This is a genomic window from Frankia sp. AgB32 (assembly GCF_023243045.1).
In the GTDB taxonomy this organism is placed as follows: domain Bacteria; phylum Actinomycetota; class Actinomycetes; order Frankiales; family Frankiaceae; genus Frankia.
In genome coordinates, this window is record NZ_JALKFX010000019.1 from 60804 (window position 1) to 72920 (window position 12117).

Consider the following 12117-nt stretch of genomic DNA (forward strand, 5'->3'; position numbering starts at 1 on the left):
GGGGGGGGGGGGGGGGGGGGGGGGCGGGGGGGGGGGGGGGGGGCGGCGGGGGGGGGGGCGGGCGGGGCCGGCCCGGGCCCCCGCGGTCACTTCTTCGGCTCGACGACGAACACCGCGGTGCGGGTGCCGCCCGCGACCTTCGCCCCCACCTGGACCGTGTCGCCCAGGTGGATGTCGGTGACCTTTGCCGCCTTCTGGTCGGCGCGGACCTTGGTGTCCCCGTTGATCACGTACGTCGCGGCGTAGCCGTCGGCGCTGCGGACCGCGATCGACGTCGGGCTGATCGCCGTCACGGTGCCCCGCTGACCGTCGACGACCTGGAAGCCGTCCTTGGTCCTGATCGTGGCCTCGCCGTGGACGGCCTCGCCGGAGCCGGCGCCGAACAGCCGGCGGGCTTCGGCGAGCCGCGGGTGGTTGGCGGCCGCGCGGTGCGCGGTGGCAGCCGGCGTCGTGGCCGCCGTGTCCGTGGCCGGGGCGGCGGACGCCGCCGTACCGCTGAGCCCGAGGCCCAGCCCGAGGCCCAGCCCGAGCAGTCCCATTGCGGCCACACCCGCGCCGCGCCGTCCGGACAGGACGTTGCGCATCATGGTCATCCATCCTCTCGTCGTCGCGCCGGGTCCGCGGGACGGCTGGTCGGATCGACGGCCGCCGGGTCGGCGCACGCGCGCCGTGGGGCGCGCCGGGAGGCTCACCGTGCCCCGCGGACATGTGAGTGGGATGCGAGGGTCATCCGGGTGGGACCTGGACGCTCGCCCGCGGTCGACCCCGGGGCGTGTCCGCCGCGGTGCCCCCGGCGGCACTCCCGGTGGATCGATCCAGCCCGGACCGCGCCGTGGGCGGCGGATCCACGCTGGCACCCGCCGGACGTCCGGTGCCGGACCGGACCCGGGCGAATCGGCACTCCCAGGTGTCGGCCCGCGTCCTCGAAGGTGGCAAGTCCGCCCGCCAGGCCGCCGCGCCCGGAAACGACGGACCGCCCGGGTCGGGAGGGGATCCTCCTGACCCGGGCGGTCGGGTGCCGTGCGCCGCGGTGCGCGGCGGGCGGGTTCAGACCTTGGTGGTCTGCCTGCCTGCCGCGTCCGGCTGACCCGGCTGGGCGGGGACCTGCGAGCGGGCCGCGCCCGTCCAGCTCGGTGCCTCGCCGGCCTTGTGCGGCAGGGACGGGGCGAAGTTCTCACCGAGGCGTTGCATGGCTGCTCGGGCGAAGATCTGCTGCTCGGTGACGGTGCGCTCCGAGCGGCCGCGGCCGATGAAGCTCACCGTCCAGTGCAGCAGCGTGGTCAGGCGGTGCTTGAACCCGATGATGTAGACGAGGTGCACCGCGAGCCACACCAGCCAGGCGATGAAGCCGCTGAACTGGATGCCGCCGATCTTGGCCACCGCGCTGAACCGCGAGATGGTGGCCATGCTGCCCTTGTCGTGGTACTTGAACGGATTGCCGGTGCGCCTGCCGGCGATCCACCCCTGGATCTCCTTGGCGGCGTGCCGGCCGCCCTGGATCGCGACCTGCGCCACGCCGGGCAGCCGGTCGAGGTTCATCATGTCGCCGATGACGAAGACCTCGGGGTGCCCGGGCAGGGTGAGGTCGGGCAGCACCTCGACGCGACCGGCGCGGTCGATGCCGGCGCCGGTCTGCTCGGCGAGCTGCTTGCCGAGCGGGCTGGCCGCGACGCCGGCGGCCCAGACCTTGCAGACCGAGTCGATCCGCCGGCGGGTGCCGTCCGCGTCCTCGACGTCGATGCCGGTCGCGTCGACGTTGACGACCTTGGCGCCGAGCTGCACCTCGACGCCGATCTTCGTCAGCTTGTTCGCGGCCGTCTCACCGAGGCGCTCGCCGAACGGCGGCAGCACCGCGGGCGCGGCGTCGAGCAGGATGACCCGGGCCTTCGTCGTGTCGATGCTGCGGAAGTCCCGCCGCAGCGTGCGCCGCGACAGCTCGGCGATCTGGCCGGCCATCTCCACGCCGGTGGGGCCGGCGCCGACCACGACGAACGTGAGGAGCCGCTCGATGTCGGCCGGGTCGGTGGAGGCCTCGGCGAGCTCGAACACGCCGAAGATGCGCCCGCGCAGTTCGAGCGCGTCGTCGATGCTCTTCATGCCCGGCGCGTGCGTGGCGAACTGGTCGTTGCCGAAGTAGCTCTGACCGGCGCCGGCGGCGACGACGAGGCTGTCATAGGGGTGGACGGTGGTGCGACCGAGCAGCTGCGACGTGACGGTGCGCGCCTTCACGTCGATCTCGGTCACCTCGCCCAGGACGACCTGGGCGTTGTCCTGGCGGCTGAGCACCTCGCGGGTGGTCGGGGCGATCTCGCCCTCCGAGAGGATGCCCGTCGCCACCTGGTAGAGGAGGGGCTGGAACAGGTGGTGCGTGGTCTTGGCGACGAGGGTGATCTCGACGGGCGCCTTGCGAAGAGCCTGCGCGGTGAACAATCCACCGAAGCCCGAGCCGATGATCACCACGCGGTGCGGGGAGCTCCGCCGCCCCTCGATCCGTTCCGGTCCGGCGGGGTGCTCAGTGCGGTTGTTCGTGCTCACGATCCTTCTCCGCTCGACCTCTTGACTCCCAGCGGTGCCCGTTGGCGCCGCGGAGACCGTGTCCCCGAGTGCACGCTGGTCTCCACTAACTATTTTCCGCCGTATTCCGGCCGCGGGATCGTGTTCATCGTCACCTCGCCCGGAACGTCGACTTCAGGTCATGTGGCGTGGAACACATTGTCCGCCGCTGGCGGTAGGCTTAGCCCGGACATCGATCGACGTGCGGCCGGGTTCGCCGGCGGGTTGGGGTGGGTCACGTGCCGTCCAGGAAATACGGCCCGTCGGCGCCCGCGGTCCACCATACCGTCCGCGTCCTGGCCGAGGTTGGCGGGTCTCTGGCCGGTCAGCCCCATGATCACGTTGCCTTCGTCGACCTGGATTTGACGGAGACCCCCACGGCCGGGGCGGTTCTGGACTCGTGTACCTTCCGCGGGGTCCGGTTCAACGCGTCGGCATATTCCGACAGCGCTTTCATCAACTGCGCCTTCGTCCGCTGCTCGTTCTTCGACACGGTCTTCGACGCGTGCAAGTTCACCGGCAGCAAGTTCGAAGGGTGTACGCACGATCTCATGCGGGTCGCTGGCGGGGATTGGTCCTTTACTGGTCTTTCGCAGGCGAATCTGGCTCGGGCGTCGTTCATTCGGGTACGCCTGCGGGAGTCGGACCTGTCCGGCGCCCGGTGCGCCGGCGCGACGCTGCGGGACAGTGACCTGTCTGGCGCCTCCTGGGAGGGGGCCGATCTGTCCGGTGCGGACCTGCGCGGCAGCGATCTGTCCGCGCTGGATCCGTTGTCGGTCACCCTGCGCGGCGCCCGCATCGACCAGTGGCAGGCGATCACCGTCGCCGCGGCCCTGGGCCTCACCGTCGACTGAGCACCGACTGGGCACACAGCCGGTGGGAGCCCGCCCGAGCGGCCGTTCCAGCGCGATAAAATGCGTCGGTGACCTCGCCCGGCGCCGCCGTCGCGCGGGCCCGTCAGGACAACCGGCGGCTGACCGGAAAAGGGCAGGCCACCCAGGCCCGGATCATCGCCGCCGCCGCGCGGCTCCTGCACGACCGGGGCGCCGCCCGCACGAGCGTCGAGGATGTCCGCCTCGCCGCCGAGGTGAGCAGCTCGCAGCTCTACCACTACTTCACCGACAAGTCCGCGCTCGTCCGGGCCGTGATCGTCCATCAGGCCGAGCGCGTCCTCGACCACCAGCGGCCGCCGCTGGGCGAGCTGGACAGCATCGAGGCGCTCACCGCCTGGCGGGACGCGTTCGTCGAACTGCACGAGCGTCGCCGCTGCCTCGGCGGTTGCCCGCTCGGGTCGCTCGTCGGCCAGCTCGCCGAGACCGACGAGCAGGCTCGGATCGAGCTGGAAGGCGCGTTCGAGCGCTGGCGGGCACCCATCCGCGCCGGGCTGGCGAGCATGCGCGCGAACGGTTCGCTGCACCCGCGGGCAGATCCGGACCGCCTGTCCGTCGCCCTGCTCGCCGCGCTGCAGGGCGGCCTGCTGCTCGGTCAGGTCCGCCAGGACGCCGCGCCCCTGCGCGACGCGCTGGACACCGTCCTCGACCACATCCGGATGCTGACGGTCTCCACCGCCTCCTCGCCAGCCGGCGCGAGCGAATCCGCCGTCCCGGTCCCGCCCGGGAAACCCCCCGCCGACCGCTGATCGCCCGGTCCGGCCCGGTGGACGTCCGCGCGGGTAAATGGCCGTCCAGGGGAGAGGGGGGAGCCGTCGGGCGACGTTCGTAGGAACTCGCGGGGCCAATCATCCGGCCATCCGCCGGGACAAGAACTGCGGAGGTAGACAATCGTCGTACTATTCGTGGCCGGATCGGCCATCCAGCCGGAAGGATGACGATGGGTGAAGTACCCGGGTGGGCGACGGGTGTCGATGTCGACCGGCCGAGCGCCGCGCGGATGTACGACTACGCGCTCGGCGGCTCGCACAACTTCGAGGCCGACCGGCGGGCCCTCGAGGCCGCGGCGAAGGCATTTCCCGACGTCATGCTGTCGGCGCGGGCCAACCGGCTGTTCCTGAGCCGGGCCGTCCGCTTTCTGGTCACCGAGCTCGGTGTCACCCAGTTTCTCGATCTGGGCTCCGGCGTGCCGACCGTCGGCAACGTGCACGAGGTCGCCCAGGCGATCGAGCCCGCGGCCCGCGTCGTGTACGTGGACATCGACCCGGTCGCGATCGCGCACGCGCAGGCGCTCCTCGCCGACAACCCGCTGGCCACGGCGTTGCGGGCGGATGTTCGGGAGCCGGCGGCGATTCTCGCCGCCGAGGAGGTCTCGCTGCTCGACTTCAGCCGCCCGATCGCCGTGCTCATGCTCACCGTCCTGCACTTCGTCGCGGACGAGGAGGATCCCGCCGCCCTGGTCCGGACGTTCCGCGAGGCCACTGTCCCGGGCAGCGCCGTCGTCCTGTCGCACGTGACCACGGACGCCGACGGCGTGGCAGAGCACGTTCGGGACATGCGCACGGTGCTCAGCGCGACGTCGAGCCACATCTCGCCGCGGTCGAAACGGGAGATCGCCGACCTGCTCGACGGCTACGAGCTGGTCGAGCCCGGCCTGGTCCTCGTACCGTCCTGGCGGCCCGAGCTGGATCCGGCGGGCCTCGACCCGCTGGCGGCGCAGCCGACGCGGTCCGCCGGGTTCGTGGCGGTGGGCCGCCGCTGAACCGCCTCGTCCCCGAGCCGCCTCGTCCCCCGAGCGGCCTGGTCTGCCCGAGCGGCCTGGTCTGCCCGAGCGGCGTGGTCTGCCCGAGCGGCGTGGTCTCCCTGAGCCGCCTGGTCTCCCTGAGCGGCGTGGTCCGTGGGATGGCCTGGTCCGGCCCGGAGCTCGACCGCACCGACCGGTCCGCGCCCATCCTCCCGACGCCGCCCACTGTCTGACCGCCCTACCGCCTGTTCGTCTCGTCGTGCCGGGCCGCCGTAGCCCCAGGTGCCGTTCGGTGCGCGGCCCGTGAGGAGTCGTGTGGATATCTCCCTGCCCCCGGATGTCCGTGAGCGCGGGATCATGAACTTCGCCCGCGCGTGGACGCACGCCGTTGTGGCGGCGAGCTGCCCGGGCACGTCCGCCGGGAGCCTTGCGACCTCGCTGCGCGGCCTGAGCAGCCGTCTCGTCGAGACCCTGCTCGGCCAGCCGTTCGCGGCGTCATCGGCCGACGAGGTCGGCGCGGCCCTCGCCGACCTCACCCACGGGGCGGGGGACGCGCTCGCCGCGACGATCGAGGTCTGCGGCCGCGGCCTGCCGGCGGCGTTCGACCTGCGGCCCGACGAGGATCTTCGCGGCCGCCTCGCCGCGGTCCAGGGCGCGCTCGCCCGCGGGTTCACCCAGGCCGCGCGGGAGCGCATCTGCGCCGAGCAGGACGCGATCTACCGCGCCGCGCACAAGGCCGACCACGACCGGCTCCGGATCCTCTTCTCGTCGTCGGCCGTCGGTATCGTCGTGGCCAACGCCGAGGGCCGCATCCTGGACACCAATGTCGCGTTCCGTGACATGGTCGGCCGCGAGTACCCGTGGCAGGTGCTCGGCCGGCCGCTGTCCGACTTCATCGTCCCCGGCGACGCGGAGCGCGTGGGCGAGAGCCTCGCCGGCCAGCGGCGCGCCGGGCCGGCCGGGTCACCGGTGCTCAACGGCGAACTGCGGCTGGTCGACGCCGCGGGCGGCAGCATCCAGGCCGAGCTGACGACGTCCTGCCAGTTCGAGAACGACCGCTGCACACTCCAGCTGTCGATGATCCTTGATGTGACGGATCGTCACCGACTACAGGAGGAGCTGCGCTACCGCGCCCGCCATGACCCGCTGACCGGGCTGCCCAACCGGACGGTCCTCGAGGAACGGGCCGCGGAGCTGATGCGGGCCGGACCCGAGCGGCGGCTCGGGCTCTGCGTCATCGACCTCGACGGGTTCCGCGCGGTCAACGAGAGCCTCGGGCACGCCGTCGGCGACCAGCTTCTCGTCGCCGTCGCCGAGCGGCTGCGCCGGCTCCTGCGCGCCGGCCAGGAACTCGTCCAGCTCGGCGGCGACGAGTTCGTCATCCTGCTCGCGGACACCGCCGGCATCGAGGACGTGATCGCCGTCGCCCGCGTGGTGCTCGCGGCCCTCACCGAGGCGGTTCGGGTCGGCGAGCACGCGCTGCCGGTGGGGGCGAGCCTCGGGCTGGTCGAACGCGCGGCGGCCGAGGGCGACGTCGCCGACCTGCTGTGTGCCGCGGACATCACCCTCTACCAGGCGAAGGAGGCAAGCCGCGGGAAGTGGATGGAGTTCGACGCCGCCCATCACGATCGCCGGGTCCGGGGGCATCGGCTGTCGATGATGCTTCCCGCCGCGGTCCGCGAGGACCAGTTCGTCGTCGAGTTCCAGCCCATCGTCGACCTGCAGGGCTGGCCGGGGGCGGGCGAGGCGGAGATGGTGGGCGCCGAGGCGCTGGTGCGCTGGCGCAACCCCGGGGTCGGCTGGCTCACCCCGGACGAGTTCATCGCCCTGGCCGAGGGCACCGGGCAGATCGTCCCGTTGGGCCGGCGGGTGCTGGAACTGGCCTGCGAGCAGGCGGCCCGCTGGCGCGAGCTACGCCCGGACCGCGTGCCCTACGTGAGCGTGAACCTGACGGTGCGCCAGGCGCGGGAGCCGGGTCTCGTCGACCAGGTGCGCCAGACCCTCGCCGACACCGGCCTGCCCCCGGAGCTGCTGCAGCTCGAACTGACCGAGAGCGCGCTGCTGGGCCCGGCGGGCGAGTCGACGCAGGCGCTCATCGACCTGGCGGCGATGGGGGTGCGCATCGCCATCGACGACTTCGGGACCGGCTACTCCAACCTGGCCTACCTGCCGCGGCTGCCGGTCGACACGCTCAAACTCGCCGGTCCGTTCGTCGAGCGACTCAACGCGGACCAGCAGGACGGCGGCGGTTCCCAGGTGGGGGCCCTGGTGGATTCGATGGTCGCGCTCGCCAAGGGGCAGCGGTTGAAGGTCACCGCGGAAGGCGTGGAGACGGCGATGCAGGCCGAGTGGCTGCGCCGGGCCGGGTGCGACAGCGCGCAGGGCTACCTGTTCGACCGACCGCTGCGGGATGATCAGATCATCCGTCGGCTGTGCGCGCCGGAGCCTGGTTCCGGACGTGGAATGGCGCAGGTGAGCCTGCTCGGGTGAGCCGCCCGGGCGGACGGTGGACCAGCCCGGAGCTACGTCTTATGACCTGATTCGTCCGGTATGTGGGTAGGTGTGGCTGGCGTTCGGGTGGGGGTGGGCCGTCGCCGGGCCGACAGGTTGTGAGCCCGCGGTGGCGGGCCGAATGCGCAATGGCCTCATAGGCTGAGTCGATGAGGTATTCGCGTGATTTCGCCGCTCGGGCAGCCGAGGCCGCGCACGGTGGCGCAGCCCGGGCTGGACGGCGCGGCCGGGGCCTGCGCACAGCCGCGGGCGTGCTCGTCCTTGGTCTCACCGCGGGTGGCGGGGCGCTGCTCACGGGCTGCTCGTCCAGCGGGTCGGGGGCCTCGGCGGACGTGCGGATCACCAGCTGTGCGCGGGACGCGGACAGCCATCGGGCCGTCGTGCGGGGCGAGGTGCACAACGGCTCATCCAAGCGGTCGAACTACGTCATCCAGCTCGATGTCCGCGCGAACGACAGCAAAATCGAAAGCGGCCTCGCGTCACTGTTCCGGGTGCAGGCGGGCACCACGGAGACGTTCACGGCGCGCCCCGTCGGCGCCGACGTGCCCAGCGGCACGAAGCTGACCTGCACCGTCGCCCACGTCGGGCGGATCGCCGCGGAGTAGTCGCGCCGGTCAGGACCGGTAGGCGCGGGGAGCGGGGGCGGACCCGGTCGTCGCCGGCCGCCGGCCGCCCTCGGCCTGCCGGCCGAGCAGGCCGACCCGGGCGGCCACACCGAGGCGGTACACCAGAGCACGCACCCGGGCGTCGATCTCGTCGCGGATCGGCCGGACGACTTCCAGCGGCTGCTCCGCCGGGTCCGCCAGCTCCCAGCTCAGGTAGCGGGTGTGCGGGTAGAACGGGACGGCGTCACCGCCGTCCATGCTGATGACGACGGACGCGGCGCGCACCGCGTCGTCGGTGAGCCGGGTCGGGCAGGCATCGGAGAGGTCGATGCCGATCTCGGCCATGGCCGCGACGACCGGTGAGGCGACGGCCGGCGCCGGTGCGGTGCCCGCCGACCGGGCCTGGATCCGGCCGCGGCTGTGATGGCCGAGCAGGGCTGCACCCATCTGCGAGCGACCCGCGTCGTGCACGCAGACGAACAGCACCTCGGGTGGGCGGGCGGCGCCAGGCGCGGGATGGCCCGCGGGCGCGTCCGGGGCGGACGCGGGTGCGGGCAGTGGGAGCGCGGGCGAGTTCGAAGAACGGCGCATCATCGACCGGCCACGGACGATCCGCTGGACGCTGTCGAAAGGGTGACAGTCGACCTGACTTTTGCGGACCGGACAGGATTAGTAGCCCGACCATATCGGTCGGCAATGTCGCGGTATATGATCTGCCGGATTTCGGCCAGCGAGCGAAAAGAACTCATTAGTCGCCATCTTACAGGTTGACCGAGGAATGTCCCGACGTGATTTCGTCGGGGACCCCCGGTTACGGGCAGGCGTCAGATGTGGCCGGCGCCACGGATGGGCCCGTCGGGACGGGCGGCCCGTGGACGCGCCGCGTGGTCCGGAGGCGTCCGGTGTTCGCCGGAATCGGACCGGGCCCGGCGGCGCGGCAACGCGCCTGGCCGGCCCGGCGGCCGGTCCGGGCTGGAGGGGTACCGGCGGTGCGGGCGGCGGCGAGCGGGGGCGGCGCGGCGGCGGGGCATGGCCGCGCAGGCCGCCGCGCCGGGCGGTGACGTGGTGGCCGGCATGTCAGCGCCGCATGAGCAGCGAGCCGCCCAGCAGATAGGCGCCCACCATCTCGAAGTTGGTCGGTGCCAGGGTGATGTGGGCGACGGCGCTGTGGACGTCGCGGAAGCACCGGTCGAGCCGGCCGCCACCGGCCAGCGACCGGGTGCCGGCCAGGCTGTGCAGGCTGTCGACCGCGCGCACGGTGTTCTCGCCGACGGTCGCGGCGGCCAGCCGGATCAGCGCGGACAGTTCCTCCCCACCGATCGCGCAGCGCAGGCTCGCGTGGTTCGCGGCGTCGGAGAGCATCAGTTCGGCCGAGCGGACCAGCGCGGCGGCGCGGGCGAGCCCGGCCTGGACGGTGTGGCTCGTGTTCAGCGCCTCCGACCCGCGGGCCGGCACCGCGCCCACGGCGATGCCGGGAAACGCGCTCAGCGCGTCCTGCGCGATCCCGAGGGCGGTCGAGGCCGTGGTGAACGGCCCGAAGTCGTAGTAGGCGATCGGGTGGCCGCGGGAGGCCCGGGCTGCCGGCGGCCGGCGCAGGAGCGCGCCCTCGACCGTGAACTCCTCCGGCACGAACGCGTCCTCGACGGTGAAGCTGACGCTGCCTGTTCCGCGCAGACCCAGCGGGTCCCAGTCGTCGTCGAACCGGACCGCGTCGGCCGGTACGAACAGCATGCGGGTGACCGGATCCGGCTGGGGCAGGACGGACGCGCACACCAGCCAGTCGGCGTGGGTGGAACCGCTCGCGTACGACCAGCGACCACGCAGCCGGTACCCGCCCGGCACCGGCTCGGCCTGGCCGGTGGGATTGATCCCGCCGACGACGAGCCCGTCGCAGCCGGCGAACAACTCGCCGGCGACCTGCTCCGGCAGGTAGTCCGACATCCGGGAGATGACTCCCTGCACCCCCATCTGCCAGGCGACGGACGCGTCCACCCGGGCCAGGGCCTGCAGGACCGCGGAGCCGGTGCGGACGCTGACCCCGCCGCCGCCGAAGGATGGCGAGACCCACATGCGGTGAATGTTCTGCTCGCGCAGCGCGTCGATGACGGCGACCGGCGTCCTTCGTTCTCGCTCGGCCTGCTCACGGTGCCGGGCCAGGACGGGGGTGATTCTCTCGACCCGCGAGAGCCACTCGGTCGTCTCCTCGTGGGAATGCGCGGAACCGCTCCAGAACACGTCGGTTACCTACTCTGCTCGGATATCGCGTCGGGACTGCGGGAGAGGCTCGGAACAATAGTGCCGATCATCTCCCGACCGGCCTGTTTCCGGGGTATTTCGGGGGCGGTGGCCGACTGTCGGTCCCGTTGACATGCGGCTACGGGCGGGAGTCGGGGTTGCCCGAAAGGGCCAGGTCGCGGGGTCGGCGGACGGGTGTGGAAGCGTCCCGCCGGGACGGTGGAGGATAGTCATGATGACGCTGAGCTGCGTCGACATCACCTGCTCCGCTCCCTTCGGTAGGTCGTGACCGCGGTTCGCGAGTTCGTCGCGACGCTCCTTTGCCCCGCATCTAAGGACCAATAGTAGCAATCGCTGCGCAGATGCGGAGACAATGAGGCGAAGTATCCGTGGATGCGGTCGACGGGGATGTTCGGCCGTGACCTCGGCGTCGGGTGTGACCAGAGCGGGTGAGGGTTTTCGGCCGTTCGGTCGTCGGTCCCGACGCCGCCTGGACCAGGGCGGTGACCCGGACGACACTGCCCTTCGGCAACTCGTCGGATACATTCGCCTAGTAGGGTTTTTTTATGGTCCTTAGTATTCGCAACCGATTCGCGGGAACTGTTAGCGACATTGTCACCGGTTCCGTGATGGGTACCGTCGCCATCAGCATTCCCGGTGGCCAGACCCTGACGGCCACGGTCACAATGGACGCGATCAAGGATCTCGGCGTCAGCATCGGTGACACCGTGGAAGCGCTCATCAAATCAACCGACATCTCGGTGGCCACGAGTGCCACTGGTGGCCTGAGCATTCGCAACAAGCTGCAGGGCACGCTGGTCGATGTCGATTCCGGCGGGGCGATGTCGGTGGCCCGGATCGCACTGGCCGAGGGCACGGAGATCACCGCGGCGATCACCCGGGCCGCCGCCGAGGAGCTCGAGCTCCGGCCCGGCCTCCCGGTGACCGCGCTGATCAAATCGACCGAGGTTTCCTTCTCCGCCGCCTGAGAACGACCGCGCCGGCCGGCCTCTCGAACGCCGGCCGGCGCGCCACGCGCTCCCTCCCCGTCGCGCTCCCCAGCCGCGCTCTCCCGCCCCGCCCGCGGGGTATCCGCCGCACGCGATCGGGTTCTGGTTCTGGTGTCTGGTCCGGGCCGGATCCGACGACACTCGTGACTGCGACGTCCGTTGCTTCCTTGCCGTTCTCATCGCCGACCTGCCGCCGCGGTGGCGAGCGGCCGAGCCGCCGCGCCCGCCTGCGCACCGCCGGCCCCGTCCCGCCGCGCGCCGTGGCTCCGCCCGGAGGCGCGGGCACAGACCGGCAGTGCGGCCGTCCGCGTCGCCAGCGCCTCCCGTCCGGCCCGGCCATAGCCCGGACGGGGGTGGCGTCATCCCCGAAAGGTGGCACCCGGCCACGGCTGGGCGCGGTCAGGGTGCCGCGTGGTGCAGGGGTGCGGTGCGGTGTGGGGGCGTGGTGCGGGTGCGGGTGCGCGGCGTGGCGCGCGAGTCAGCGCGGGCGCGGACGCGGGCGCGGCGGGCGGCGGGGAGGTGTGGCCACCACCCCCCCCCGGGGGGCGAGGGGGCGGGGGGCCCCCCCC

10 protein-coding genes are annotated in these 12117 nt (G+C 72.5%); 6 read left to right on the plus strand and 4 right to left on the minus strand.

The window, feature by feature from the left end; all coding sequences use genetic code 11:
- Positions 1-86: 86 nt before the first annotated feature.
- The gene (locus MXD60_RS08435; protein WP_248818434.1) at positions 87-593 is read right to left on the minus strand and encodes a hypothetical protein; all 507 of its coding nucleotides are present in this window, start codon (positions 591-593) and stop codon (positions 87-89) included.
- A gap of 454 nt (positions 594-1047) precedes the next feature.
- Positions 1048-2535 carry an NAD(P)/FAD-dependent oxidoreductase gene (locus MXD60_RS08440; protein WP_248818435.1) on the minus strand — a complete coding sequence of 496 codons (1488 nt, stop codon included), beginning with the start codon at positions 2533-2535 and terminating at the stop codon, positions 1048-1050.
- A gap of 257 nt (positions 2536-2792) precedes the next feature.
- Between MXD60_RS08440 and MXD60_RS08445 the strand changes: the two genes are divergently transcribed.
- The 5 genes from MXD60_RS08445 to MXD60_RS08465 all read left to right on the plus strand — a co-directional run bounded on the left by MXD60_RS08445 (position 2793) and on the right by MXD60_RS08465 (position 8303).
- Positions 2793-3407 carry a pentapeptide repeat-containing protein gene (locus tag MXD60_RS08445; protein WP_248818436.1) on the plus strand — a complete coding sequence of 205 codons (615 nt, stop codon included), beginning with the start codon at positions 2793-2795 and terminating at the stop codon, positions 3405-3407.
- 68 nt (positions 3408-3475) lie between these two features.
- Positions 3476-4192 (plus strand): TetR/AcrR family transcriptional regulator, encoded by a 717-nt coding sequence (locus MXD60_RS08450; RefSeq protein WP_248818437.1) that lies wholly within the window; start codon positions 3476-3478, stop codon positions 4190-4192.
- 191 nt (positions 4193-4383) lie between these two features.
- Entirely contained in the window at positions 4384-5205 is an 822-nt protein-coding gene (locus MXD60_RS08455) for an SAM-dependent methyltransferase (protein WP_248818438.1), read from the plus strand.
- Positions 5206-5502: 297 nt separating this feature from the next.
- A complete protein-coding gene (locus tag MXD60_RS08460; RefSeq protein WP_248818439.1) occupies positions 5503-7677 on the plus strand; it encodes a putative bifunctional diguanylate cyclase/phosphodiesterase in 2175 nt (724 codons plus the stop codon).
- 170 nt (positions 7678-7847) lie between these two features.
- The gene (locus MXD60_RS08465; RefSeq protein ID WP_248818440.1) at positions 7848-8303 is read left to right on the plus strand and encodes a hypothetical protein; all 456 of its coding nucleotides are present in this window, start codon (positions 7848-7850) and stop codon (positions 8301-8303) included.
- 9 nt (positions 8304-8312) lie between these two features.
- Here MXD60_RS08465 and MXD60_RS29340 read toward each other — a convergent pair whose 3' ends face one another.
- Both MXD60_RS29340 and MXD60_RS08475 read right to left on the minus strand, forming a co-directional pair.
- Positions 8313-8897 (minus strand): arsenate reductase/protein-tyrosine-phosphatase family protein, encoded by a 585-nt coding sequence (locus MXD60_RS29340; RefSeq protein ID WP_308222408.1) that lies wholly within the window; start codon positions 8895-8897, stop codon positions 8313-8315.
- A 483-nt stretch (positions 8898-9380) separates the two neighbouring features.
- Positions 9381-10538 carry an acyl-CoA dehydrogenase family protein gene (locus tag MXD60_RS08475; RefSeq protein ID WP_248818441.1) on the minus strand — a complete coding sequence of 386 codons (1158 nt, stop codon included), beginning with the start codon at positions 10536-10538 and terminating at the stop codon, positions 9381-9383.
- A 566-nt stretch (positions 10539-11104) separates the two neighbouring features.
- Here MXD60_RS08475 and MXD60_RS08480 point away from each other — a divergent pair.
- Complete coding sequence (locus MXD60_RS08480) at positions 11105-11527, plus strand: molybdenum-pterin binding protein (protein WP_248818442.1); 423 nt, start codon at positions 11105-11107, stop codon at positions 11525-11527.
- Positions 11528-12117 lie beyond the last annotated feature (590 nt).